Below are 24,790 nucleotides of genomic sequence, written 5' to 3' on the forward strand. Positions count from 1 at the left end.
CCTCATTGACAGAGGCAAGCCTATGAACAGTTCAACAAATGCAGCAAAACGTTGGTGGTACATCATGCCTATCGTGTTTATCACGTATAGCCTGGCGTACCTTGACCGCGCCAACTTCAGCTTCGCATCGGCCGCGGGCATTACCGAAGACCTTGGCATCACCAAAGGCATCTCATCGCTGCTTGGCGCCCTTTTCTTTCTTGGATACTTCTTCTTCCAGATCCCAGGAGCGATTTACGCTGAACGCCGCAGCGTGCGTAAACTTATCTTTATCTGCCTTATCCTGTGGGGCGGCTGCGCCTCGCTAACCGGCGTGGTGCATAACATCCCGGCGCTGGCGGCCATCCGCTTTATCCTTGGCGTGGTGGAAGCGGCGGTCATGCCGGCGATGCTGATTTACATCAGTAACTGGTTCACCAAATCAGAGCGTTCACGCGCTAACACTTTCCTGATCCTCGGTAACCCGGTCACCGTACTGTGGATGTCGGTCGTATCGGGTTATCTGATCCAGGCCTTTGGCTGGCGTGAAATGTTTATCATTGAAGGGATCCCTGCTGTGATTTGGGCCTTCTGCTGGTGGGTACTGGTGAAAGACAAACCGTCGCAGGTGAACTGGCTGGCGGAAAGTGAAAAAGCGGCGCTGCAGGAACAACTGGAGCGCGAACAGCAGGGCATCAAAGCGGTACGTAACTATGGCGAAGCCTTCCGTTCACGCAACGTGGTGCTGCTGTGTATGCAATATTTCGCCTGGAGCATCGGCGTGTACGGTTTCGTACTGTGGCTGCCGTCAATCATCCGCAGCGGCGGCGAAAACATGGGGATGGTCGAAGTAGGCTGGCTCTCTTCAGTACCCTATCTGGCGGCAACGATTGCGATGATTGCCGTCTCCTGGGCTTCCGATAAGATGCAGAACCGTAAGCTGTTTGTCTGGCCGCTGCTGCTCATTGGCGGGCTGGCGTTCATCGGCTCCTGGGCCGTCGGCGCCAACCATTTCTGGGTCTCTTATACCCTGCTGGTGATCGCTGGCGCGGCCATGTATGCCCCGTATGGCCCGTTCTTTGCGATTATCCCGGAGATGCTGCCACGCAACGTCGCCGGCGGCGCGATGGCTCTGATCAACAGTATGGGAGCGCTGGGTTCTTTCTTTGGTTCGTGGTTCGTCGGCTATCTCAACGGCGCAACCGGCAGCCCGTCCGCCTCGTACATTTTCATGGGTGTGGCGCTTTTCGCCTCGGTATGGCTTACTTTAATTGTTAAGCCTGCTAAGAATCAAAAACTTCCGCTTGGCGCTCATCACGCCTGAACTACTTACGCTACGGAGATTCGCATGAAGCCGTCTGTCATTCTCTATAAAACGCTCCCCGACGATCTGTTACACCGTCTGGAGGAACACTTTTCCGTCACCCAGGTGAAAAACCTGCGTCCGGAAACCGTTTCACAGCACGCGGAGGCCTTCGCCCAGGCGGAAGGTTTACTGGGTTCGAGTGAAAAGGTTGACGCCGCGTTACTGGAGAAAATGCCGAAGCTGCGTGCGACCTCTACCGTGTCTGTCGGCTACGACAATTTTGATGTCGATGCGTTGAACGCGCGCAAGATTTTGCTGATGCATACGCCGACCGTGCTAACCGAAACCGTCGCCGATACGGTGATGGCGCTGGTGCTGAGCACCGCGCGTCGGGTGGTTGAGGTCGCTGAACGCGTGAAAGCGGGCGAATGGACCAGGAGCATCGGGCCGGACTGGTTCGGCTGCGATGTACACCATAAAACCCTGGGCATCGTCGGCATGGGCCGCATTGGCATGGCGCTGGCGCAGCGCGCCCACTTCGGTTTCGGCATGCCGATTCTGTATAACGCTCGCCGGCAACATCCGCAGGCGGAAGAGCGCTTCAATGCGCGCTACTGCGATCTCGATACCCTGTTACAGGAAGCGGATTTCGTCTGCCTCATTCTGCCGCTGAGCGAAGAGACCCACCACCTGTTCGGCGAAGCGCAGTTTGCCAAAATGAAATCTTCCGCCATCTTCATTAACGCCGGGCGCGGTCCGGTCGTTGACGAGCAGGCGCTGATTGCGGCGCTGCAGGCCGGTGAGATCCACGCTGCCGGTCTTGACGTCTTTGAACATGAACCACTGGCAAAAGATTCGCCGCTGCTGACGCTGCCGAACGTGGTCGCGCTGCCGCACATTGGTTCCGCCACCCACGAGACCCGCTATAACATGGCGGCCTGCGCGGTAGATAACCTGATTGACGCATTGAACGGCAAGGTTGAGAAGAACTGCGTGAACCCGCAGGTGAAGTAAGCGAGGAAAGCAGAAGCCCGGCCGGCGGCGCTTACGCCGTCAGCCGGGAGAACAGCGATATACCGATTAACGCGTGGCGTTAACCGCCGCCGTCCAGGCCTGATTAAAGGCCTGATGCTGAGCGGCCAGCGGAGCAATCAGCGCATTGTACTGGCTTGCCTGCTGAGACGTCGGGAACTGAATACCGTTAGCCACGAAGCTCACCTGCGTCCCCTGCTGAGCGACAAAATCACCCACCTGGACCAGTTGCTGAGTAAAGACCTGCGCGGCCGGAATCAGCGGCTGCAGCGCATTCGCCGGCGCCGTCACGACTTTATTAAACACCTGGTCATAAACCGGCTTAAGATCATCAGCCTGCTTCAGCGCGCCATGCGCGGCATCCGCCTGCATTTTGGCGTTTTCCAGCTGCTGGCTCAGCACGCCCAGCGCGCCGTTAGCCTGCCGCAGCGGCTCACGCTGAGTGGTATAATCCTGCGCCACGCGAATGGCGTTAACGCTATCAACCACCGGGCGCAGACCCGCATCCATCGCCTGGCTGACCTGCTGTGAATAAGCGTAAATCACCGCATAATCGGACACGAAGGGGCCGAACTGTTTTTTCTGATCGGCGGTCAGCGTAGGCAGACGTTCGCCACTACGCATCGCCGTATTCTGCAGGAAGTCGATGAACGCTTTGCGCTGATCGCCTTCTTTATCAAAACACCCACTCAGGCTAACCACCATTAATATGGCCGCAACGGCCGCAAACCAGCGAGAGCAGGACTTTCCTGTCGCCATTTTTTTACTCCTTCAGCCAAAAAAAGCGCAAACAGGCACACGCGTGCCAGACGCTGACAAGGATAGTCCAGGACGGCCTTGCAGGATACCCTTTCCTGATAATCTTACCGCGGAAAATACCCTTTTTCGCCTTCCCGGCGCCAGCCAGGCCCGCTGTTAAGTTCATCACATTTAACGCGATAACTTAAGCCAAAAAAATAATAAATATCTTTTTGATTTAATTAAAATTAATAAAATTACCGGCGAAGGAATTACGCAAAGCGGACGATAATCGCACGCTTCCTGAAGGCGGCACATTGTCTACAGGCAGGTTCAATGGTTTGATTAATGAGCGATTAACGGCGTTATGTTCGATTATCGCACAAACAACATCAATGACAGCGAGGGAGACTATAACAATACCTCTGTCCCCCGCTCAGCCTGCCAGGAATGCCGTATGAAGAAAACAACCATCGATATTCAGGCTTTTATCAACGAACATCCATTCACGAAGTACCAATGGATGATTCTCGCCTTATGTTTTATTACCGTCGCGATGGACGGATTTGATACCGCGATTATTGGTTTTATCGCCTCAGACCTGGTACAGGAATGGGGGGTTGAGAAATCCGCGTTGGGCCCGGTAATGAGCGCCGCTCTGGTCGGGCTCGCCGTCGGCGCGCTGACGGCCGGGCCGCTCGCCGATCGTATTGGCCGCAAGAAAGTGCTGATTATGTCGATCCTGGTGTTCGGCGGCTTTAGTTTGTTAACCGCGTTTGCCAGCAGCCTTAACCAACTGACATTATTGCGCTTCCTCACCGGATTGGGCTTAGGCGCGGCAATGCCGAATGCCGCGACGCTAATGAGCGAATATGCTCCGGAACGCCGCCGCGCGCTGATGGTAAACCTGATGTTCGTCGGCTTCCCAATGGGGTCGTCGCTGGGAGGTTTTCTGTCGGCCTGGATGATCCCGCATTATGGCTGGCAAAGCGTGCTGGTGCTTGGCGGCGTGATGCCGCTGCTGCTGGCCGTGGCGTTAATGTTCCTGCTACCGGAATCCGCACGCTATATGGTCGTGAAACGGCAGCCGGCGCAGCGGATCGCCGCCATCCTGAAGCGTATCGCGCCGTTGCCGGATGCGGTTGAATTTGAGCTACGTGAAGCAGGCCAGGTGAAGGAAAAGTCAGCCATTGGCGTGATTTTCTCCCCGCGCTACGCCGTGGGCACCGTGATGCTGTGCCTGACCTATTTTATGGGATTGCTGATTTTCTATCTGCTGACCAGTTGGCTGCCGCTGCTTATCCGCGAGACCGGCGCCTCGATGGGCCAGGCTTCTATCATCACCGCCCTGTTCCCGCTCGGCGGCGGGATTGGCGTGCTGATCCTCGGCGCGCTAATGGATAAGATCAACCCTAACAAAGTGGTTGCCGTCGGCTGGCTGCTCACCGGCGTCTTTGTTTGCCTGGTGGGTTTCTCAACCAGCAATCTGCTGTTGATGGGGGTAATGGTGTTTATCGCTGGCAGCATTATGAACGGCGCGCAATCATCAATGCCGGCGCTGGCTGCCGGGTTCTATCCAACCCAGGGCCGCGCCACCGGCGTTGCCTGGATGCTCGGTATCGGCCGCTTCGGCGGGATCCTCGGCGCCTTCAGCGGCGCTTTCCTGATGCAGGCGCAATTGTCGTTTGAAACCATCTTCACGATGCTGGCGATCCCGGCGTTTTTATCCGCCATCGCCCTGGTAGTGAAATACAAACTGAGCCAGCGCCAACCTGCCGTTAAGCCAAATGACGGTAAAAACCTACAGAAAGCCTAATCAATCCAGCCAGCGCTCTGCGCTGGCTTTTTCTTGCCGCTAACCATCATTTACATAAATTTTCCAAAGCTGCTGACACTCTTAGTAATCATCCCCTTAGCTTTTACGCACGCCGCTTTTCCAGGTGATTAACGAAACCACGCCGATAAATAATCACTTCGGTTATTATTTTCCTTGCTTTTGCGACTATTCTTAAATGGCTCGATGTATTTTCCTCTCCGCAGTGAGACAGAATAGGAGCTCTCAATGGAATATAAAGATCCCGTATTTGATTTGTTGAGTAACCTGGAACAGATTGTTTTTAAAGACCAGCCGCAAACGGCTACGCACGCCCGTACCCCAAGCGTTTTTAATGAATTCGAACGGCTGCGTAAGGGCACAGGCCTTAAGACAGATGATTTCGCCAATGCTATGGGCGTCAGCGTCGCGATGGTTGAAGAGTGGGAATCGCGACGGGTAAAACCTTCATCCACGGAGCTCAAATTGATGCGCCTGATGATGGCCAATCCACAGCTCTCAAGGCAGCTAATAGATTGAAAAACTGGTTTACTATCTTCTTTTGGTAACGGTCCTGATGCAGGGCCGTTTTATATCCTGATGAAAAAAAGTTTGCTATCCGACTGAGAACATGCGTTAATGCTCGCAGGTTTGATGTACAGACCACAGAGCAGTCGAATAGAGCAGTCCTTCAAAGGTTATCCATTAGATATCCCCGTAGTGAACTTTCCCTTTATCGCTTTAAATCTGTAGTCCAGACCACTACGCCGCAAGGCTCACTAATTTTTTTAAAGGTAATTCACTATGTCCGGTAAAATGACTGGTATCGTAAAATGGTTCAACGCTGACAAAGGCTTCGGCTTCATCACTCCTGACGATGGCTCTAAAGACGTGTTCGTACACTTCTCTGCTATCCAGAACGATGGCTACAAATCCCTGGACGAAGGTCAGAAAGTTTCCTTCACCATCGAAAGCGGCGCTAAAGGCCCGGCAGCTGGCAACGTAACTTCTCTGTAAGTTCAAGCCGCTAAGAATAATAAATCCCTGCCTTATGGCGGGGATTTTTTTTATCTGTCGTCAACAGTCGCCATCAGCAGATGGCGCCTGTTGTCATTCAGAGGGCGGCAAAATGCCAGCCCGTTTCCCCCCACTCCAGACAATGGGTCAGCTTCAGACCCTGTAAAAATGCCTCGTCATGCGATACCACCAGCATCGCGCCGGGAAACGTCGCCAGCGCGCTTTCAATTGCCTGGGTCGACGCCAGATCGAGGTGATTGGTTGGCTCATCCAGCAGCAGCAATTGAGTTGAGTCCCGCCGCCAGAGCACGCAGGCAAGCGCCGCTTTCAGGCGTTCGCCGCCGCTTAACGCCGCCAGCGGAAGACTGACCTTGTCAGCTCCCAACTGGAGCTGCGCCAGACGGCTACGCAGTACTCCCTCATCCAGTGGGGTATCGCCCAGGTTAAGGTGCGCCATCACCGACAATGATAAATCCAGCTGCGTCAGATGCTGATCGAGATACGCCGCACTCACCGACAGCCGGATGTCGCCAGCGGTTGCCTGCTCCAGCCCCATCAGGGTTTTCAATAATGTTGTTTTGCCACAGCCGTTTGGCCCCTTTAGCGCGATGCGCATCGGGCCATCCACCCGCCAGTCGAGCGGCGCGGGGGATGAGTGAGCCAACTGCAGCGATTCCAGCACCAGTACCTGCTTGCCGGCAGCCACTTCACTGCCAGGCAGTGTGAACATCACCGGATTATCTTCTTCTACCCGCTCCCGTGCCTGGTGCACAGCGGCATTCAGACTACAGTTCTGTTCGCGATGCTGACGGCGCAGCGTGCCAGGACGCTCTTTTGCCGCCCCTTTGTACTTCACACGCTCGAAAGAGGCGATATTCAGCGTATCGACGGTACGCAGCGTCTGCGCCGAACGCCGCTGGGCCGCATCATGCTCCTTTTGCATCCGCGCCCGGGTGCGCCGCCGTTCGATTGCGGCATGTTCCAGCGCCGAGCGGGCAGCCTGTTGCTCCGCTTCACGCTGCTGCTGATATTCAGCATAATTGCCGCCGTAGTTGCGCAGCGCCGCCGGCGTCAGCTCAATAATCCTCGGCATCAGGGCCAGCAATTCACGGTCATGGCTGGCGATTAAGGCCCCGCCCCGCCAGAGTTTCAGCTGTTGATACAGCCACTCCCGGCCCAGACGATCGAGATGGTTGGTGGGTTCATCCAACAGCAGATAGTCCGCGCCAGAAACGAATGCGCCGCACAGTAGCGCCTTCATTCGTTCGCCACCACTGAGCGAAAAGGCAGGACGATCGGCGGCGAATGCCGGGAGCCCGGCATCGCAGAAGGCTGAACTCAGGCGGTCGGGCAGATCCCAACGGCCATCCAACAGTTCGAAGTCATTTGCCAGCCCTTTTCCCTGTTCAAGGCGGGACAGGGCGTCGAATAGGGACGCATAACCCAATAGCGAGGCAACGGTTGTCCCGGCGGTGAGGGTCGGTTGCTGCGCCACCCAGGCAACGGTGGCTGACCGTTCGATATGCCCGCCGGAAGGAGAATCAAGGCCCGCCAGCAGACGCAACAGGCGTGTCTTACCAACGCCATTTCGCCCGACAAGGCCACAAAGCAACGGTTCCAGCGATAAATTCAGCGGGCCAAAAAGCGTCTGTCCCGTCGCGAACTGACAGGTGACCTGATGTAAAACAAAAGAGGGGGTGTGGGCACAATGAGCCATAAGCACTCCTGAATGAAATCAATACTCCCCTACCCGCAGCGTTTGCGAGGTAAGGCGTGAAATTCATCAGTCGTGTTTGTTCATTTGTCGTGTGCGCTCCAGTGAGACGAGGGATTCGTCGGGGCATAGGATAGCCAGGCCCGAGCCTGGATTTCAAGATTATTTTTTCACCATTGCAATAAGGCAAAAAAAAGCCTGCCGGATGGCAGGCTTTTGACCTTTCTCGAGATAGTTACTGCAGCAGTGAAATATCCGCAACCTGCAGGAACAACTCGCGCAGTTTGGACAGCAGCGTCAGACGGTTGATGCGGACATCTTTGTCTTCAGCGTTAACCATCACATTTTCGAAGAACTCATCTACCGGCTCGCGCAGCGCAGCCAGCTCAATCAGCGCATCCTGATAACGGCCTTCGGCGAAGTAAGGCTGGAGTTTATCACGCAGCACCACCAGATTACCGGCCAGCTTAATTTCCGCCGCTTCTTTCAGCACCGAGGCATGAACGATATCGTTCAGGGTCTCGTCGGATTTCGCCAGGATGTTGGATACGCGCTTGTTTGCCGCCGCCAGGGCGGAGGACTCTTCCAGCGTACGGAAGTGCGACACGGCCTTCATGCGCGCATCGAAATCCGCCGGGCGGGTCGGACGACGCGCCAGTACCGCCTGAATAGTGTCAACGCCGTAGCCTTCGTCCTGATACCAGGCGCGGAAGCGTCCCAGCATGAAGTCGATGACGTCATCAACGACGTTGGCGTTAGTGAGTTTCTCGCCGTACAGACGCACCGCTTCTTCGGTCAGCGTTTGCAGATCGAGATTCAGGTTCTTCTCAACGATGATACGCAGCACGCCCAGCGCGGCACGACGCAGCGCAAACGGGTCTTTATCGCCTTTCGGATGCTGGCCGATACCGAAAATACCCGCCAGGGTGTCCATCTTGTCGGCAATAGCCACCGCGCAGGCAACCGGGTTAGACGGCAGCGCATCGCCGGCAAAACGCGGCTGATACTGCTCGTTCAGCGCCACTGCGACGTCTTCCGCTTCGCCGTCATGACGCGCGTAGTGCATCCCCATCACGCCCTGCGTGTCGGTGAACTCGAAGACCATATTGGTCATCAGGTCACACTTGGACAGCAGACCCGCGCGGGTCGCATGGTTAACATCAGCGCCGATTTGCTCGGCAATCCAGCCCGCCAGCGCCTGAATGCGATCGGTCTTGTCGCGCAGGGTTCCCAGCTGCTGTTGGAACAGCACGGTTTCCAGACGCGGCAGGTTATCTTCCAGACGTTTTTTACGGTCGGTATTGAAGAAGAACTCGGCATCGGCCAGACGCGGACGAACGACCTTCTCGTTACCGGAGATGATCTGCTGTGGATCTTTGGACTCGATATTCGCCACGAAGATGAAGTTCGGCAGCAGTTTGCCGTCGTTTGCATAAACCGGGAAGTACTTCTGGTCGCCCTTCATGGTGTAAACCAGCGCTTCGGATGGCACCGCGAGGAATTTCTCTTCAAACTTCGCCGTCAGCACTACCGGCCATTCGACCAGCGAGGTCACTTCTTCCAGCAGGCTTTCGCTCAGGTCAGCGTTACCGCCAATCTTACGCGCCGCCGCTTCAGCATCCGCTTTGATTTTGGCTTTACGCTCGGCGTAGTCGGCCATCACTTTACCGCGCTCCAGCAGAATCTGCGGATACTGGTCGGCATTGTCGATGGTGAATTCCGGCTCGCCCATAAAACGGTGCCCGCGGATGATACGGTCGGAAGCGATACCCAGAATGGTCGCCGGGATAACCTGATCGCCCAACAGCAGGGTCACGGTGTGAACCGGACGCACAAAGTGAACGTCAGAAGCGCCCCAGCGCATCAGTTTCGGGATCGGCAGCTTAGCCAGCGAGGTCGCAACCATGTTCGGCAGCAGCGTTTGCGCGCTTTCCCCCTTAACGTGGGCGCGATACAACAGCCATTCGCCTTTATCGGTGGTCAAACGTTCAGCCTGATCGACGGTAATACCACAGCCGCGCGCCCAGCCTTCGGCCGCTTTGCTTGGTTTACCTTCAGCGTCAAACGCCTGGGCAATGGCCGGGCCGCGTTTTTCGACTTCGCGATCCGGCTGCGAGGCGGCCAGATTCGCCACTTTCAGCGCCAGACGGCGCGGCGCGGCAAACCATTCGACGGCGCCGTGCGCGAGGCCAGCGTTGTCCAGTTCCGCAGTAAAGTTGGCAGCGAAGGATTCAGCCAGGCTGCGCAGTGCTTTTGGTGGCAGCTCTTCGGTGCCGATCTCCACCAGGAAAGTTTTCTCAGACATGGCCGCCTCTTATTTGTCTTTGTTGCACATCGGGAAGCCAAGGGCCTCACGGGAAGCATAGTAAGCTTCTGCCACTGCTTTAGTCAGGGTGCGGATACGCAGAATATAGCGCTGACGCTCGGTGACGGAGATGGCTTTACGCGCATCCAGCAGGTTAAAGCTATGGGCGGCTTTGAGAATACGCTCGTAGGCTGGCAGCGGCAGCGGAGTTTCCAGCGCCAGCAGTTGCTGCGCTTCTTTCTCGTACTGCTCGAAGCAGGTGAACAGGAAGTCTACGTCCGCATATTCAAAGTTATAGGTGGATTGTTCCACTTCGTTCTGGTGGAAAACGTCGCCGTAAGTGGTTTTACCCAGCGGGCCATCGCTCCAGACCAGATCGTATACGCTGTCCACGCCCTGGATGTACATCGCCAGACGCTCCAGGCCGTAGGTAATTTCGCCGGTGACCGGTTTACACTCCAGCCCGCCAACCTGCTGAAAGTACGTAAACTGCGTTACTTCCATACCGTTCAGCCACACTTCCCAACCCAATCCCCAGGCGCCCAGAGTCGGGTTTTCCCAGTTATCTTCAACGAAGCGGATGTCGTGGATAGTCGGATCCATACCCAGCTCTTTCAGAGATCCGAGATACAGTTCCTGAATGTTGTCCGGGGACGGCTTAATCACCACCTGGAACTGGTAATAGTGCTGTAAGCGGTTCGGGTTTTCGCCATAGCGGCCATCGGTCGGGCGACGAGAAGGCTGTACGTAGGCGGTCGCCATCGGCTCTGGCCCCAACGCGCGTAAGCAGGTCATTGGGTGGGATGTGCCGGCGCCGACTTCCATGTCCAGTGGTTGAACAATGGTGCAGCCCTGACGAGCCCAGTAATCCTGTAAGGTCAGGATCAGGCCCTGGAAGGTCCTGGTATCAAACTTTTGCATATTATTTCGTGCTGGATACGTGTGGATTTAAAGGAAGGGATCAGTATACCCGCTGGCTGCGAGATATACAGTATGAAACGGCCTTTGTTTAGCGAAATTTGAGCAAAGCGGCGCCATCGTGCGGCGTTTAAGCCGCATTTAGCGCACAGAAAGATGTAAAAACTGGCCGTCTGGATCAAAAGAACAGACAAAGCGTTCATTCCGCGAAGTCAGACCGGAAAGCTCATAGCTTGCCTGGAACTGCTCGAAATGATTGACGTCGACGCGACGGGTGTCGGTGCTGTAACGTAACGCCGCCTGATCCTTGCATAATTTTTCCATATTCAGCGTAGTTTGCGGCGTAATACGTGCTTTTTGCGCTTTTTGAACGGGTTGAGCAGGTGTCTGGCTGCAGCCGACCAGCAGCAGCGCCGCCAGGGCAGATACGAAATATTTCATCACCATTTTTCTCAACCGCCTTGTTAGCCAATTGTTATCGTGCAGACCATGTAAAACTAGCCAAACATTTTGCGAATCTCACTGATGCTCTACAAGAGTGTGGCGAAAAACTCAGAATATTCCATTGTGATGACGACAAACGACGAGAGTCAGACTCTTTTTACGCAGGGGCCAATGAGGTACAGATGCAGGAAAAAATAAGCTGGATTACCAACTTGCGCGGCATAGCATGCCTGATGGTAGTAATGATTCACAGTACCACCTGGTACATTACCCATCCTCATAGCATCAGCTTGTTCGAATGGGATATCGCGAATCTGCTTAACTCGGCATCGCGGGTCAGCGTCCCGCTTTTTTTCATGATTTCAGGATATCTGTTTTTTGGCGAACGCAGCGCCCAGCCCCGCCATTATCTGCGCATCGCGCTGTGTATTCTGTTCTATAGCGCGCTGGCGCTGCTCTATATCACCCTGTTTACCCACATCAACGTTGAGCTGTCATTAAAAAATTTACTGCAGAAGCCGGTGTTTTATCACCTGTGGTTTTTCTTTGCCATTGTGGTGATTTATCTGCTCTCGCCGCTGATTCAGGTGAAGCAGGTCAGCGGCAAAATGCTGCTGGCGCTGATGCTGGTGATTGGCCTCATCGCCAACCCCAATATGGTAAGCATCAAGGCGGGCGGCATTGAATGGCTACCGATAAACCTCTATATCAACGGCGATACCTTTTACTACGTACTGTACGGGATACTGGGCCGGGCGATCGGCGCCATGAATACCGACAGAAGAGGATTGACCCTGATGTGCGCGCTGCTGTTTACCGCCGCGGTGTGGGTCATTTCACGCGGCACGCTGCATGAACTGCAATGGCGAGGCGATTTTGGCGATACCTGGTATCTGTATTGCGGGCCGGCTGTGTTTATCTGCGCAATCTCGTTATTCACCTTGGGCAAAAACATCCTCAATAGCCGTGAGCTCCCGGGTATCGCGTTAATCTCCAGACATTCATTAGGCATTTATGGCTTTCACGCATTGTTTATTCACGCTCTGCGCGCCAGCGGCCTTGAGCTAAGCCGCTGGCCCTTGCTGGATATTGTGTGGATTTTCGCCGCCGCGCTGTTGGGTAGCCTGGCGCTGTCTACGCTGGTTCAGCGAATTGATCGCCGTCGGTTGGTGAGCTGAAAATCGCCAATCAGCGCAATCCATGAGATCAGATGAAACGCGGGTGAATAGGTCGTCGCTTTTGTTTCCATTGCCGACGACCTCTCTTTACCGTCGGTTGACAGTTTATTCCACTGAGTTATTGCGCGCTTTATCCGCGACTTTAGCGGGATAAGACGTTGCTGACGCACCGTACATACAGACAAACCATGCCATCACGTAAATACTTTTTTCGCGCCACGGCGCCGGAACAAACCAGGCGCCGACCAACAGCAATCCTGCCGATAGCAACAGAACCAACCGGCACAGGGAGATAAAATCATCATCTCGCTGCGCTTCCTGCTCCGTTCGTTGATGGGTGAGGACAGCAAACATCCCCATCACCAGCACGCCAAGAAAATAGCCTTTACCGCTGAACAGCGGGCACGTTCGCCAGATGCCGATGAGATAAACCAGCGAGCCCAGCAGCATGACTAATCTTGCCGTCGTACGTTTTAATTTCATTGCGCCTCCCTGGCCATGGTAACCCTCATTATGACCGGGGAATCGCCGGTTGCGGCGGTTTCAGCAAGTTGGAATCAACAATTCGGAATAAATAAATATGCGAATTAAATCAATGCAAAGCGAATCATTCAGGAAGGGAATTCGCCCCAATAGATGGGGCGAGAACAACTTATGACATCAGCGGCTTAAGCTGCTGATAAATCTGGCGGAACGTTTCACGACGCGGCGCATAACGGGCAAACCGTTGAGCATCAGGCAGATGCGCCTGCTCCAGCGGTAGCTGCGGCAGGAGGTCAGAGAAAGCCGCATCATGATGAACGGCCAGTTGCGCCAATCTTGCCGCGCCTAACGCCGGGCCGACATCGCCGCCGGTGCGGAAATCCAGCTGTTGTCCGCTGATATCGGCGAGCATTTGCCGCCAGTATGCGCTGCGCGCGCCGCCGCCGATAAGGGTGACGCTGTCTGGCTTCACACCACAGGAGTGCACAACATCCATACCGTCAGCCAGCGCGTAACCCACCCCCTCAAGCACCGCCCGCGCCAGTTCGGCGGGACCATGTTGATGGGTAAGGCCGAAGAACACGCCTTTAGCCTGCGGATTGTTGTGCGGCGTACGCTCGCCGGAAAGATAAGGCAAGAACCACACCGGGTCGGCATTGTCATCCGCCGACTGCGCCGCGGCGATCAGCGCCGGTACGCTGCCGAGGCCGGTCAGCTTTGCCGCCCAATCCAGACAAGACGCGGCGCTGAGCATCACCGACATCAGATGCCAGCGGCCCGGCAGGGCGTGGCAGAAACTATGCACCGCGCTTTCCGGTTTACTCAGAAAACCATCGCTGACGGCGAAATAAACGCCGGAGGTCCCCAGCGATAACATCGCCTGCCCCGCATCGGCCATGCCAACACCGACAGCGCCTGCCGCGTTATCGCCGCCGCCCGCTACCACCAGCGCCCGCGGCATATTCCACGCCTGAGCGACCTCTGCGCGCAGATGGCCGGTCACCTCGCAGCCTTCAAAGAGGGCCGGCATATTGTCGCGGCTGAGCCCGCAGGCGGCGAGCATTTCATCGCTCCAGTCACGACGCGCGACGTTCATCCACATCGTGCCGGCGGCGTCGGACATATCGCTGGCGTACTCACCGCTCATGCGCAGCCGCAGGTAATCCTTCGGCAACAGGACCTTATCGATCTGTTTAAAGATTTCGGCTTCGTGACGCTGTACCCACAGCAGCTTCGGCGCCGTAAAACCCGGCATCATCAGGTTGCCGGTGATTTGCCGCGAAGCGCCGACTTTTTCTTCCAGCAGCATGCACTCTTCGCCGCAGCGGCCGTCATTCCACAAAATCGCCGGACGCAGGACCCGCTGCTGTTTATCAAGCAGCGTGGCGCCATGCATCTGCCCGGCGATGCCTAAAGCTTTTACCTCGCGCAGGGAGTGTTGCGCGCCCAGCGCTTGCATCGCGGTATTCGTCGCCTGCCACCACTGTTCGGGATCTTGTTCGGACCAGAGCGGATGCGGGCGCGAGACGGTCAGTTTTTCGGTATGCGTCGCCAGTACGTCGCCCTGTTCATTGAGCAGAATGGCTTTTACGCCCGAGGTCCCTAAATCAATCCCGATATACATGCAGCGTCTCCTTAACGCGAACGCCACGGCAAAGCGTGGCGCAGCACAAATGGTTTACAGCCAGTGCCCGGTTTTAGCGGGCACTTTTGTCGGCATTACTTATCGAACAGATAATGGTTTACCAGGTTTTCCAGCAGTTCCTGATGCCCGCTGTGGTGCTGCGGCGCCAGGTTATGCTGAGTCGCATAGTGCGCGATGTCGGTCAGGGTCATCTGGCCTGTGAGGATCTGCTGGCCCAATTCACCGTTCCAGCCGGCGTAGCGTTTCGCCACGCGTTTATCCAGCTCGCCGTCTTCAATCATGCGCGCCGCAACTTTCAGCGACAGCGCCATAGTGTCCATCGCGCCGATATGGCCGTAGAACAGATCGTATTTGTCGGTGCTCTGGCGACGAACTTTAGCATCAAAGTTCAGGCCGCCGGTGGTGAAGCCGCCCGCCTTGAGGATCTCATACATCACCAGGGCGTTCTCTTCTACGCTGTTCGGGAACTGGTCGGTATCCCAGCCCAGTTGCGCATCGCCGCGGTTCGCGTCCACCGAACCGAACAGGCCCAGCGCAATAGCCGTGGCGATCTCGTGGTGGAAAGAGTGGCCGGCAAGGGTGGCGTGGTTGGCTTCAATGTTCAGTTTAATCTCTTTTTCCAGACCAAACTGTTTCAGGAACCCGTAAACCGTGGAGGCATCATAATCATATTGGTGCTTGGTCGGCTCCTGCGGCTTCGGCTCGATCAGCAGGGTGCCCTGGAAACCAATTTTGTGTTTGTGTTCAACCACCAGTTGCATAAAGCGGCCAATCTGCTCGCGCTCCTGGCGCAGATCGGTATTAAGCAGGGTTTCGTAGCCTTCGCGACCGCCCCACAGAACGTAGTTTTCACCGCCCAACTTGTGGGTCGAATTCATTGCGGTGACCACCTGAGTCGCCGCCCAACTAAAGACTTCCGGATCGGGGTTCGTCGCCGCCCCTGCGCCATAACGCGGGTTGGTAAAGCAGTTTGCCGTCCCCCACAGCAGTTTAACACCGCTCTGCTGCTGTTTTTCCGCCAGTACGTCCACCATCTGCGCGAAGTTGTTGCTGTACTCTTTCAGCGAAGCGCCTTCCGGAGAAACGTCGACATCATGGAAGCAGTAATACGGCACATTCAACTTATGGAAAAACTCAAATGCCACTTCGGCTTTACGTTTCGCCATTTCCAGCGCTTCGCCCGGCTGCTGCCATGGACGATCGAAGGACCCCACGCCAAACATATCCGCGCCATTCCAGCAGAAAGTGTGCCAGTAGCAGGCAGCGAAACGCAGGTGGTCTTCCATGCGTTTACCCAGTACTAATTCATCCGGATTGTAGTGACGGAAAGCCAGTGGGTTAGTCGATTTCGGGCCTTCATAACGAACGCGATCGAGTTGATCGAAATAGGTCTGCATAGAGAACTCCATATTCAGGGGTGCGGCGAGTAACAAGTTATACGTCAATATAGAATTCCACTTTCGCCTTCCTCAATTACGTTATTTCACACCGCCATTGAGAGAATCCACAAACGTGCGCCAGCTCGCAAAAATAATTCCTCTCCACATCATTTATGGAATCCTATGATGGATGTGAAATGAAATAACCTGCATACTCTTGAATAAAATACGATCGCGGTCATAAATTACAAAACAAACTAAATTTCATAATGCGAAAATAAGAACAGGTAATTGCCAGTCCTCGCTTCCCCGTTAAGAATCTGCAACGTATCTGCAACCTGAAGTTTATTCCTGTACGCCTTACCTACCCTTTGAAAAGGTATCGTTATTATGAAGATAAAGAACCTTTGCCTTACGCTCTGCGCCTCATCGCTCCTTCTCGCCAGCATGGCGGGCATGGCTAAAGAAGTTAAGATTGGGATGGCCATCGACGACCTTCGTCTGGAACGCTGGCAAAAAGATCGCGATATTTTCGTCAATAAAGCGGAATCATTAGGTGCCAAAGTATTTGTGCAATCCGCCAATGGCAACGAAGAAACGCAAATGTCGCAAATTGAAAATATGATCAATCGCGGCGTCGATGTTTTAGTAATTATTCCTTACAACGGCCAGGTGCTCAGCAACGTTATTAAAGAAGCGAAGCAGGAGGGAATTAAAGTCCTCGCCTACGATCGCATGATTAATAATGCTGACATCGATTTTTATATTTCTTTCGACAATGAAAAAGTCGGTGAAATGCAGGCCCAGAGCCTGGTCGACAAAGTGCCGCAGGGTAATTATTTCCTGATGGGCGGCTCGCCGGTGGATAATAACGCCAAGCTGTTCCGCGCCGGCCAGATGAAGGTGCTCAAACCTTATGTCGATGACGGCAAAATTAAGATCGTCGGCGATCAGTGGGTCGACGGCTGGCTGCCGGAAAATGCGTTAAAAATCATGGAAAACGCGCTGACGGCGAATAACAACAAAATTGACGCGGTAGTGGCTTCCAATGATGCGACCGCCGGCGGCGCTATCCAGGCGCTAAGCGCCCAGGGGCTGGCGGGTAAAGTCGCCATTTCCGGGCAGGATGCCGATCTGGCTGGCGTGAAACGTATTATTTCCGGCACCCAGACAATGACCGTTTATAAACCGATTACCACGCTTGCCACTAGCGCTGCCGAAATCGCCGTTGAATTAGGCAATGACCAGCAACCCAAGGCTGACGCCACGTTGAATAACGGCTTAAAAGATGTCCCCTCGCGCCTGTTAACGCCAATTGAAGTCAATAAAGAGAATATTGACGCCACGGTGATTAAAGACGGTTTCCACAAAAAGAGTGAACTGTAATGGCTGACGCCCCGCCTCGGGGCGTCATTTTCGTCCTGCCGGATATCGCTTTTGCGGAGTCTCTATGTCCTGGTTACTCGAAATGAAGAACATCACCAAAGCCTTTGGCGCGGTTAAGGCCGTGGATAACGTCAGCCTGCGGCTGAATGCCGGGGAAGTGGTGTCGTTATGCGGTGAAAATGGTTCGGGGAAATCAACGCTGATGAAAGTGCTGTGCGGGATCTATCCTCGCGGCAGCTACGAAGGTGAAATTATTTTCGCTGGCGAGACGTTACAGGCGAATCATATTCGCGATACCGAGCGTAAAGGTATCGCCATTATTCACCAGGAGCTGGCGTTGGTGAAACATCTCACGGTGCTGGAAAATATCTTTCTCGGCGCCGAGGTCTCACGCCATGGCCTGCTGGATTACGAAACCATGACCCTGCGCTGCCAGAAGCTATTGGCGCAGGTGAATTTATCGATCTCACCGGATACACGCGTTGGCGATTTAGGCCTGGGCCAGCAGCAGCTGGTCGAGATCGCTAAGGCGCTGAATAAACAGGTACGTTTGCTGATCCTCGATGAACCCACGGCATCATTAACCGAACAAGAAACCGCGACGCTGCTGGCAATTATTCGCGATCTGCAAAACCACGGCATCGCCTGTATTTATATTTCGCACAAGCTCAATGAAGTTAAAGCCATCTCCGACACTATCTGCGTAATACGTGACGGCCAGCATATTGGCACCCGCGACGCCAGCGGGATGAATGAAGATGACATCATCACTATGATGGTCGGGCGCGAGCTCACGGCGCTGTACCCAAATGAACCACATAGTCATGGCGATGAGATCTTGCGGGTCGAGCATCTCACCGCCTGGCACCCGGTTAACCGTCATATCAAGCGCGTCAACGACGTGTCGTTTTCCCTCCGCCGCGGTGAAATCCTTGGCATCGCTGGGTTAGTCGGCGCCGGGCGTACCGAGGCGGTGCAGTGTCTGTTTGGCGTCTGGCCGGGGCGCTGGCAGGGAAGCATCTTTATCGACGGACAGCAGGTGACGATTAACAACTGCCAACAGGCGATTGCCCATGGCATCGCCATGGTGCCGGAAGACCGCAAAAAAGACGGCATCGTGCCGGTGATGGCTGTCGGCAAGAACATCACTCTCGCGGCGTTAAACCAGTTCACCGGCCCGGCAAGCAGCCTCGACGACGCCGCGGAGCAGCACTGCATTCAGCAGTCGATTCAGCGGCTGAAAATCAAAACGTCATCGCCGGATCTGGCGATAGGCCGCCTGAGCGGCGGCAATCAACAAAAAGCGATTCTGGCCCGCTGCCTGCTGCTCAATCCGCGCATTTTGATCCTCGATGAACCAACCCGCGGCATCGATATCGGTGCGAAATACGAAATCTACAAGCTTATCAATCAACTGGTGCAGCAAGGCATCGCCGTCATCGTCATCTCATCCGAACTGCCCGAAGTGCTCGGGCTGAGCGATAGGGTGCTGGTGATGCACGAAGGCAAGCTTAAGGCCGATTTGCATAATCAAGGTCTGACCCAGGAACAGGTGATGGAAGCCGCACTGAGGAGCGAACGCCATGTCGAAAAACACGTCGTCTGAAATCAAACTTACGCCATCCGCCCCTGCCGTTTTTCCGGCGCTGAAAGGGCTCAATCTCCAGGTTTTCGTGATGATCGCCGCGATTATCGCCATTATGCTGTTCTTTACCTGGGTTACCGACGGCGCCTATCTGAGCGCGCGTAATATCTCCAACCTCCTGCGGCAAACCGCCATCACCGGCATCCTCGCCGTCGGCATGGTGTTCGTGATCATTTCGGCGGAAATCGATCTGTCCGTCGGCTCGATGATGGGGCTGCTCGGCGGCGCGGCGGCGATTTTCGACGTCTGGCTCGGCTGGCCGCTGCCGCTCACCATCCTCGTTACGTTGGTCATGGGGCTGCTGCTCGGCGCGTGGAACGGATGGTGGGTCGCCTATCGCAAGGTGCCCTCTTTCATTGTTACCCTTGCCGGCATGCTGGCGTTTCGCGGAATTCTGATCGGTATTACCAACGGTACCACCGTCTCGCCCACCACGCCGGCGATGTCGCAAATCGGCCAAAGTTATTTACCGGACGGCATCGGCTTTGGTATCGGCGTTATTGGCATGGCGGCCTTTATCATCTGGCAATGGCGCGGGCGGATGCGCCGGCAGGCGTTAGGGCTGGCGACCACCAGTTCTGGCGGCGCCGTTGGCCGTCAGACCATCACCGCAGTTATCGTGCTGGGCGCTATCTGGTTGCTCAATGATTATCGCGGCGTGCCGACGCCGGTGCTCATACTCGCCGCCCTGCTGCTGGCAGGCATGTTTATGGCGACCCGCACCGCTTTTGGCCGTCGTATCTATGCCATTGGCGGCAATCTGGAAGCGGCCCGCCTCTCCGGGATTAACGTCGAGCGCACCAAGCTGGCAGTCTTCGCTATTAACGGCCTGATGGTCGCCATCGCCGGGTTGATCCTCAGTTCGCGACTGGGAGCGGGTTCGCCTTCCGCCGGCAATATCGCCGAACTGGACGCCATCGCCGCCTGCGTGATTGGCGGCACCAGCCTGGCGGGCGGTATCGGCAGCGTGGCAGGGGCCGTAATGGGGGCGTTTATTATGTCGGCACTGGATAATGGCATGAGCATGATGGACGTCGCCACCTTCTGGCAATACATCGTCAAAGGCGCCATTTTACTGTTGGCGGTCTGGATGGATTCGGCTACCAAGCGGAGAACATAACGGTATCACTATGAAAAATGCCCGAATAACTTGCGCCACCGCCAAACTTCGCCAAAAGGCGCTTGAAATAATTCGGGCATTAGCCGGTATTGTATGACCGGGGTAAGAGCAGGAATATCATCTATGTTTGAAAAGCGTCACCGCATTACGCTGTTATTCAACGCCAACAAAGCCTATGACCGTCAGGTGGTTGAAGGCGTTGGCGAATATCTGCAGGCATCACAGCTGGAATGGGATATTTTTATCGAAGAAGATTTTCGCGCGCGTATCGAAAGCATCAAAGAGTGGTTGGGCGATGGCGTTATCGCCGATTACGACGACCCGGAGATAGAAAAGCTGCTGGCGGATGTCAAAGTGCCAATTATCGGCGTCGGCGGCTCCTACCATAAGCCAGAATGCTATCCGCCTGTTCACTATATCGCCACCGATAATGCCGCGCTGGTCGAAAGCGCATTCCTGCATCTGAAAGAAAAAGGCGTGAACCGTTTCGCTTTTTACGGGCTACCGACCTCCAGCGGCAAGCGGTGGGCGATGGAGCGCGAACACGCCTTCAGCCAGCTAGTCGCCAAAGAGAAATACCGTGGCGTGGTCTATCAGGGGCTGGAGACCGCGCCGGAGAACTGGCAGCATGCGCAAAATCGGCTCGCCGACTGGCTGCAAACGCTGCCGCCGCAAACCGGCATTATCGCCGTGACCGATGCCCGGGCACGTCACGTCCTGCAGGCCTGTGAGCTGCTGCATATTCCGGTGCCGGAAAAATTGTGCGTCATTGGCATCGATAACGAAGAACTGACCCGCTACCTCTCCCGCGTCGCGCTCTCTTCCGTGGCGCAGGGTACCCGGCAGATGGGCTACCAGGCGGCGAAACTTCTGCATCGATTACTGGAAAACGAAGCGCTACCGCTACAGCGGCTGCTGGTGCCGCCGATGCGCGTCATTGAGCGACGCTCCACCGATTATCGCTCGCTCACCGACCCTGCGGTGATTCAGGCGATGCATTATATCCGCAATCACGCCTGCAAAGGCATCAAGGTTGAGCAGGTGCTCGACGCCGTCGGCATCTCTCGCTCTAATCTGGAGAAACGCTTTAAAGAAGAGGTCGGCGAGACCATCCACACGGTGATCCACAGCGAAAAGCTGGAAAAAGCGCGCAGCCTGCTGGTCTCCACCACGCTATCGATAAACGAAATTTCGCAGATGTGCGGTTATCCGTCGCTGCAGTATTTCTATTCAGTGTTTAAGAAAGAGTACGACGTGACGCCGAAAGAGTACCGCGATCGGCACAGTGAAGTGATGATGTAGCAGAAAAGAAAAATGCCCGGGCTTACGCACCGGGCATTGATGATTACATATGAGCGGCAATTAGGCGCTGATTGTCCTGATACATAGCGAAGAGATAGTTGTTATAGCTCGACCCTTTCGTCGAGTACCCCTTCAACTTGTGGATCATCGCGCTGGCAGTCACTTCCTGGTCCGTCTTACGCAGCTGTGCGCGAGACTTACGGAAGGATGAATAAGCCGGATGCGTGTTAAGGTTTCTCACGTAAGCCTGAACCGACTGCTCGACCGATTCAAACTGGGAGTAGCCTTTCATCGCACCGCGACAATTGCCGCCGCCGCACTTCATACCAAACAGGTTGTTGTTGACGCGCGCCAGCTTCGAGGTGCCCCAACCGCTTTCCGCCGCCGCCATGGTCGCCACCATGCTGTTTGGAATAATGTCGACGCGCTCAAGCAGCGAGTTCCATGGTATACGGCGAGTATTGCCAGACCACTTCACTTTATAACGTGAGGCGATATCTTTCAGACGCGCCTGCTCGCTCGGCGACCAACGGCCGTCGTATTGCTTAGAGACAAGCCAGTTACGATCTGCCGTGATCGCTTGATTTTGCTTTGTAATGTAAGGCATAACCGTCCGGAGAAACGCTTTTTTCCTTGGTGTCCCGGAAGGGTATTTTCGCAAATCAGGAAGTGAACTGCTCTTTACACTATTGCGAGAATACTCTTGTTTACTGCTAACCTTGATACTACTTGGCTTCTTTACTTTCTTAACTACTGAGGCTTTATGACTCTTTGTTGCTGTGTGCGTTGTCGCCAACACACTACCTGAAAATATACAGGTAAGTAACATGAGTATCGCAGCCCCATATCGTCGCATGGGAATCGATATCATTAGGTCTCCTGGTCGGATTTACTCATTCCAACACCTTGTTTTTCGCAAAAAATCGATAGTTGAATCGCGAATAGTATCAAAAATACCCAGAGAGAGCATCAAGAGAAATAGTCCAATTCCGAATTGCTGTCACCTGAAATCGGTTTCTGCACCGTCGCGAATGCGCAGAAATGCTATCTCCGTCTCATTTATAGCTCATTTTTTGAGCTAAATCACTCACCCCTTTTCATCCTCCCCGCAAAATTACCGGCGGGATGATTTCAACCTTATGGCGCGCAGACACACTGTGATAAAAACCACTAACAGGACTCCAGCATGAAACTCGCTGCGCTTGCCTCGCTACTGCTGCCCGGGATGGCCTTTGCCGCCTGGACAACCGCTGACTTCCCCGCCTTCACTGAACAGGATGCAGGCCGTTTCACGACGCAAAATGAGGTGACGAAGGGTACCCGCCCTTTGCGGATAAGTTTTGACCAACAGTGCTGGCAGCCTGCGGGGGCGATAAAACTCAATCAGATGCTGTCGCTGGAACCCTGCCGGGATACGCCGCCGCAGTGGCGCGTGTTCCGTGACGGGCGCTATACGCTGGAAGTCGATACCCGCTCCGGTACGCCAACGCTGATGCTGTCGCTGGCGGAACAGCACACTACCAGTACGCAGCCGCTGCTGCGCCAGTGTCCCAAATGGGATGGTAAACCGCTGACGCTCGACGTCGGCCAAACGTTCGCTGAAGGAAGCCAGGTCCGCGATTTTTATAGTGGTAATATCGCCACGGTGAAAGCGGGCAAAATCACGCTGCGGCCCGCCGCTGGTAGTAATGGGCTCCTGCTGCTTGAACAAGCGAATAGCGCCGCCAGCGCGCCGTTTAACTGGCACAACGCCACGATCTATTTTGTCCTGACCGATCGCTTCGTCAACGGCAATCCGGCCAACGACAACAGCTACGGGCGCCATAAAGACGGTATGCAGGAGATAGGCACCTTCCACGGCGGCGATTTACAAGGGCTGACCAGCAAGCTGGATTATCTTCAACAGCTTGGCGTCAACGCGCTATGGATAAGTTCACCGCTGGAGCAAATTCACGGCTGGGTCGGCGGCGGCACCAAAGGCGACTTTCCCCACTACGCCTATCACGGTTACTACACCCAGGACTGGACCCGTCTTGACGCCAACATGGGCGACGAAGCAGACCTTCGACAACTGGTTGATGAGGCCCATCGGCGCGGTATACGCGTGCTGTTTGATATCGTCATGAATCACGCCGGTTACGCCACGCTCGCCGATATGCAGGAATTTCACTTCGGCTCGCTGTATCTGAAAGGCGATGAACTGAAAAAAACGCTTGGCGAGCGCTGGACCGATTGGAAACCGGCGTCGGGGCAAAGCTGGCACAGCTTCAATGATTACATCAACTTCAGCGATAAAGCAGGCTGGGAACAATGGTGGGGGAAAAAATGGATCCGCACCGATATCGGCGACTACGACAATCCGGGTTTCGACGATTTCACCATGTCGCTGGCGTTCCTGCCGGACCTGAAAACCGAATCGACGATCCCTTCTGGCCTGCCAAATTTCTATCGTCACAAGCCGGATACCGCCGCCAAAGAGATAGCCGGCTACACGCCGCGCGACTATCTGACCCACTGGCTTAGCCAATGGGTACGCGACTACGGGATTGACGGTTTCCGCGTCGATACTGCGAAACACGTCGAACCGGACGCCTGGCAGCAGCTCAAAACGCAGGCCACGGCCGCGCTGGCAGACTGGAAAAAAGCGAATCCGCAGAAAGCGCTGGATGACGCGCCATTCTGGATGACCGGCGAGGCCTGGGGTCACGGCGTAATGCAAAGCGACTACTATCACCACGGCTTCGACGCGATGATCAATTTCGATTATCAGGATCAAGCGGCGAAAGCGGTGGACTGTCTGGCAGACATGGACGCCACCTGGCAGCAGATGGCGGACAAGCTGCAGGGTTTCAACGTGCTGAGCTATCTCTCCTCGCACGATACCCGCCTGTTCCGCGAAGGCGGCAGCCGGGCGGCGGAACTGCTATTACTCGCGCCAGGCGCCGTACAACTCTTCTATGGCGATGAATCTTCACGCCCGTTCGGCCCCACGGGTTCCGACCCGCTGCAGGGTACTCGCTCCGATATGAACTGGCAGGATGTGGTCGGTAGCGCATCCGATAACGTCGCGCACTGGCAAAAAATCGCCCAATTCCGTGCCCGCCATCCGGCCATTGGTATGGGTAAACAACAGACGCTGACGCTAGAGCAGGGCTATGGTTTCGTGCGTGAAAGCAGCGCTGATAAAGTGATGGTTGTCTGGGCCGGACAGCAATAGCAGTCGCTTACCGGGCTCCTTGCCGCTGGCGGGAGCCTTTTCAGCACAAATTACTAATATCTCCCCTATTAGCAGAACAAAAAATAAATCGCTCCCTCCTGTGCCGATTTGCACCGCGTTGACGCTGGCGTTATGGTAATTCCCTTTCCAGAAGACCAACAGAATATCC

20 protein-coding genes are annotated in these 24,790 nt (G+C 55.2%); 11 read left to right on the plus strand and 9 right to left on the minus strand.

Annotation, left to right across the window (positions count from 1 at the left end; all coding sequences use genetic code 11):
* Positions 1-22: 22 nt before the first annotated feature.
* Together ABLU86_RS11930 and ghrB are read left to right on the plus strand one after the other, a co-directional pair.
* Complete coding sequence (locus ABLU86_RS11930) at positions 23-1,303, plus strand: MFS transporter (protein ID WP_015369218.1); 1,281 nt, start codon at positions 23-25, stop codon at positions 1,301-1,303.
* A gap of 24 nt (positions 1,304-1,327) precedes the next feature.
* Positions 1,328-2,299, plus strand: a complete 972-nt coding sequence (gene ghrB / locus ABLU86_RS11935) for a glyoxylate/hydroxypyruvate reductase GhrB (protein WP_020077712.1) — start codon at positions 1,328-1,330, stop codon at positions 2,297-2,299.
* A 66-nt stretch (positions 2,300-2,365) separates the two neighbouring features.
* Here the strand turns inward: ghrB and ABLU86_RS11940 are convergent, their stop codons facing one another.
* Positions 2,366-3,076: a DUF3053 domain-containing protein gene (locus tag ABLU86_RS11940; RefSeq protein ID WP_015369216.1), complete on the minus strand. Its 711-nt coding sequence runs from the start codon at positions 3,074-3,076 to the stop codon at positions 2,366-2,368.
* 436 nt (positions 3,077-3,512) lie between these two features.
* Between ABLU86_RS11940 and ABLU86_RS11945 the strand changes: the two genes are divergently transcribed.
* The 3 genes from ABLU86_RS11945 (at position 3,513) to cspA (ending at position 5,885) form a co-directional block, all read left to right on the plus strand.
* Entirely contained in the window at positions 3,513-4,871 is a 1,359-nt protein-coding gene (locus ABLU86_RS11945; protein ID WP_032709366.1) for an aromatic acid/H+ symport family MFS transporter, read from the plus strand.
* A gap of 246 nt (positions 4,872-5,117) precedes the next feature.
* Positions 5,118-5,408: an HTH-type transcriptional regulator gene (locus ABLU86_RS11950; protein WP_015369214.1), complete on the plus strand. Its 291-nt coding sequence runs from the start codon at positions 5,118-5,120 to the stop codon at positions 5,406-5,408.
* A gap of 264 nt (positions 5,409-5,672) precedes the next feature.
* Positions 5,673-5,885, plus strand: coding sequence for an RNA chaperone/antiterminator CspA (gene cspA / locus ABLU86_RS11955; RefSeq protein WP_000014594.1), 213 nt, complete (start codon positions 5,673-5,675; stop codon positions 5,883-5,885).
* A 97-nt stretch (positions 5,886-5,982) separates the two neighbouring features.
* Here cspA and ABLU86_RS11960 read toward each other — a convergent pair whose 3' ends face one another.
* The 4 genes from ABLU86_RS11960 to ABLU86_RS11975 form a co-directional block, all read right to left on the minus strand.
* Positions 5,983-7,602 carry an ABC-F family ATP-binding cassette domain-containing protein gene (locus ABLU86_RS11960; RefSeq protein ID WP_063443088.1) on the minus strand — a complete coding sequence of 540 codons (1,620 nt, stop codon included), beginning with the start codon at positions 7,600-7,602 and terminating at the stop codon, positions 5,983-5,985.
* Positions 7,603-7,834: 232 nt separating this feature from the next.
* The gene (gene glyS / locus ABLU86_RS11965) at positions 7,835-9,904 is read right to left on the minus strand and encodes a glycine--tRNA ligase subunit beta (protein ID WP_020077709.1); all 2,070 of its coding nucleotides are present in this window, start codon (positions 9,902-9,904) and stop codon (positions 7,835-7,837) included.
* A gap of 9 nt (positions 9,905-9,913) precedes the next feature.
* Positions 9,914-10,825 (minus strand): glycine--tRNA ligase subunit alpha, encoded by a 912-nt coding sequence (glyQ, locus tag ABLU86_RS11970; protein ID WP_015369211.1) that lies wholly within the window; start codon positions 10,823-10,825, stop codon positions 9,914-9,916.
* 138 nt (positions 10,826-10,963) lie between these two features.
* Entirely contained in the window at positions 10,964-11,269 is a 306-nt protein-coding gene (locus ABLU86_RS11975; protein WP_348796284.1) for a YsaB family lipoprotein, read from the minus strand.
* 179 nt (positions 11,270-11,448) lie between these two features.
* On the opposite strand from ABLU86_RS11975, the gene ABLU86_RS11980 reads away from it, so the two are divergent.
* Positions 11,449-12,444: an acyltransferase gene (locus ABLU86_RS11980; protein ID WP_015703777.1), complete on the plus strand. Its 996-nt coding sequence runs from the start codon at positions 11,449-11,451 to the stop codon at positions 12,442-12,444.
* A gap of 105 nt (positions 12,445-12,549) precedes the next feature.
* Here the strand turns inward: ABLU86_RS11980 and yiaB are convergent, their stop codons facing one another.
* The 3 genes from yiaB to xylA form a co-directional block, all read right to left on the minus strand.
* Positions 12,550-12,927, minus strand: coding sequence for an inner membrane protein YiaB (yiaB, locus tag ABLU86_RS11985; protein ID WP_015703778.1), 378 nt, complete (start codon positions 12,925-12,927; stop codon positions 12,550-12,552).
* Positions 12,928-13,096: 169 nt separating this feature from the next.
* Positions 13,097-14,551, minus strand: coding sequence for a xylulokinase (xylB, locus tag ABLU86_RS11990; RefSeq protein WP_032709373.1), 1,455 nt, complete (start codon positions 14,549-14,551; stop codon positions 13,097-13,099).
* A gap of 95 nt (positions 14,552-14,646) precedes the next feature.
* Positions 14,647-15,969 (minus strand): xylose isomerase, encoded by a 1,323-nt coding sequence (gene xylA, locus ABLU86_RS11995; protein WP_032709374.1) that lies wholly within the window; start codon positions 15,967-15,969, stop codon positions 14,647-14,649.
* Between the two features lie 372 nt (positions 15,970-16,341).
* Here xylA and xylF point away from each other — a divergent pair, with 372 nt between their 5' ends.
* The 4 genes from xylF (at position 16,342) to xylR (ending at position 21,404) form a co-directional block, all read left to right on the plus strand.
* Positions 16,342-17,337: a D-xylose ABC transporter substrate-binding protein gene (gene xylF / locus ABLU86_RS12000; RefSeq protein WP_015703782.1), complete on the plus strand. Its 996-nt coding sequence runs from the start codon at positions 16,342-16,344 to the stop codon at positions 17,335-17,337.
* Between the two features lie 64 nt (positions 17,338-17,401).
* Positions 17,402-18,943, plus strand: coding sequence for a xylose ABC transporter ATP-binding protein (locus tag ABLU86_RS12005; RefSeq protein WP_032709376.1), 1,542 nt, complete (start codon positions 17,402-17,404; stop codon positions 18,941-18,943).
* Complete coding sequence (gene xylH / locus ABLU86_RS12010; RefSeq protein WP_015369203.1) at positions 18,921-20,102, plus strand: xylose ABC transporter permease XylH; 1,182 nt, start codon at positions 18,921-18,923, stop codon at positions 20,100-20,102. The genes ABLU86_RS12005 and xylH overlap by 23 nt, the downstream gene beginning before the upstream one ends.
* A gap of 123 nt (positions 20,103-20,225) precedes the next feature.
* Positions 20,226-21,404 (plus strand): D-xylose utilization transcriptional activator XylR, encoded by a 1,179-nt coding sequence (xylR, locus tag ABLU86_RS12015; RefSeq protein WP_348796285.1) that lies wholly within the window; start codon positions 20,226-20,228, stop codon positions 21,402-21,404.
* A 43-nt stretch (positions 21,405-21,447) separates the two neighbouring features.
* Here the strand turns inward: xylR and ABLU86_RS12020 are convergent, their stop codons facing one another.
* The gene (locus ABLU86_RS12020; protein ID WP_020077703.1) at positions 21,448-22,275 is read right to left on the minus strand and encodes a protein bax; all 828 of its coding nucleotides are present in this window, start codon (positions 22,273-22,275) and stop codon (positions 21,448-21,450) included.
* Between the two features lie 315 nt (positions 22,276-22,590).
* Here ABLU86_RS12020 and ABLU86_RS12025 point away from each other — a divergent pair, with 315 nt between their 5' ends.
* Positions 22,591-24,621, plus strand: coding sequence for an alpha-amylase (locus tag ABLU86_RS12025; RefSeq protein WP_045359264.1), 2,031 nt, complete (start codon positions 22,591-22,593; stop codon positions 24,619-24,621).
* Positions 24,622-24,790 lie beyond the last annotated feature (169 nt).

It is taken from the genome of Klebsiella sp. JN_Kp121 (assembly GCF_040062145.1).
GTDB classification, from domain to species: Bacteria; Pseudomonadota; Gammaproteobacteria; order Enterobacterales; family Enterobacteriaceae; genus Klebsiella; species Klebsiella aerogenes.

Excerpts from the sequence above, each read along its gene's own strand:
- ABLU86_RS11950 (WP_015369214.1), top strand. The coding sequence starts at position 5,118 with ATGGAATATAAAGATCCCGTATTTGATTTGTTGAGTAACCTGGAACAG.
- yiaB (WP_015703778.1), bottom strand. The coding sequence starts at position 12,927 with ATGAAATTAAAACGTACGACGGCAAGATTAGTCATGCTGCTGGGCTCG.
- xylB (WP_032709373.1), bottom strand. The coding sequence starts at position 14,551 with ATGTATATCGGGATTGATTTAGGGACCTCGGGCGTAAAAGCCATTCTG.
- ghrB (WP_020077712.1), top strand. The coding sequence starts at position 1,328 with ATGAAGCCGTCTGTCATTCTCTATAAAACGCTCCCCGACGATCTGTTA.
- xylR (WP_348796285.1), top strand. The coding sequence starts at position 20,226 with ATGTTTGAAAAGCGTCACCGCATTACGCTGTTATTCAACGCCAACAAA.
- ABLU86_RS11945 (WP_032709366.1), top strand. The coding sequence starts at position 3,513 with ATGAAGAAAACAACCATCGATATTCAGGCTTTTATCAACGAACATCCA.
- ABLU86_RS11975 (WP_348796284.1), bottom strand. The coding sequence starts at position 11,269 with ATGGTGATGAAATATTTCGTATCTGCCCTGGCGGCGCTGCTGCTGGTC.
- ABLU86_RS12005 (WP_032709376.1), top strand. The coding sequence starts at position 17,402 with ATGTCCTGGTTACTCGAAATGAAGAACATCACCAAAGCCTTTGGCGCG.
- ABLU86_RS12025 (WP_045359264.1), top strand. The coding sequence starts at position 22,591 with ATGAAACTCGCTGCGCTTGCCTCGCTACTGCTGCCCGGGATGGCCTTT.
- xylA (WP_032709374.1), bottom strand. The coding sequence starts at position 15,969 with ATGCAGACCTATTTCGATCAACTCGATCGCGTTCGTTATGAAGGCCCG.
- ABLU86_RS11980 (WP_015703777.1), top strand. The coding sequence starts at position 11,449 with ATGCAGGAAAAAATAAGCTGGATTACCAACTTGCGCGGCATAGCATGC.
- ABLU86_RS12020 (WP_020077703.1), bottom strand. The coding sequence starts at position 22,275 with ATGATATCGATTCCCATGCGACGATATGGGGCTGCGATACTCATGTTA.
- cspA (WP_000014594.1), top strand. The coding sequence starts at position 5,673 with ATGTCCGGTAAAATGACTGGTATCGTAAAATGGTTCAACGCTGACAAA.
- ABLU86_RS11960 (WP_063443088.1), bottom strand. The coding sequence starts at position 7,602 with ATGGCTCATTGTGCCCACACCCCCTCTTTTGTTTTACATCAGGTCACC.
- ABLU86_RS11930 (WP_015369218.1), top strand. The coding sequence starts at position 23 with ATGAACAGTTCAACAAATGCAGCAAAACGTTGGTGGTACATCATGCCT.
- glyS (WP_020077709.1), bottom strand. The coding sequence starts at position 9,904 with ATGTCTGAGAAAACTTTCCTGGTGGAGATCGGCACCGAAGAGCTGCCA.
- xylH (WP_015369203.1), top strand. The coding sequence starts at position 18,921 with ATGTCGAAAAACACGTCGTCTGAAATCAAACTTACGCCATCCGCCCCT.
- xylF (WP_015703782.1), top strand. The coding sequence starts at position 16,342 with ATGAAGATAAAGAACCTTTGCCTTACGCTCTGCGCCTCATCGCTCCTT.
- ABLU86_RS11940 (WP_015369216.1), bottom strand. The coding sequence starts at position 3,076 with ATGGCGACAGGAAAGTCCTGCTCTCGCTGGTTTGCGGCCGTTGCGGCC.
- glyQ (WP_015369211.1), bottom strand. The coding sequence starts at position 10,825 with ATGCAAAAGTTTGATACCAGGACCTTCCAGGGCCTGATCCTGACCTTA.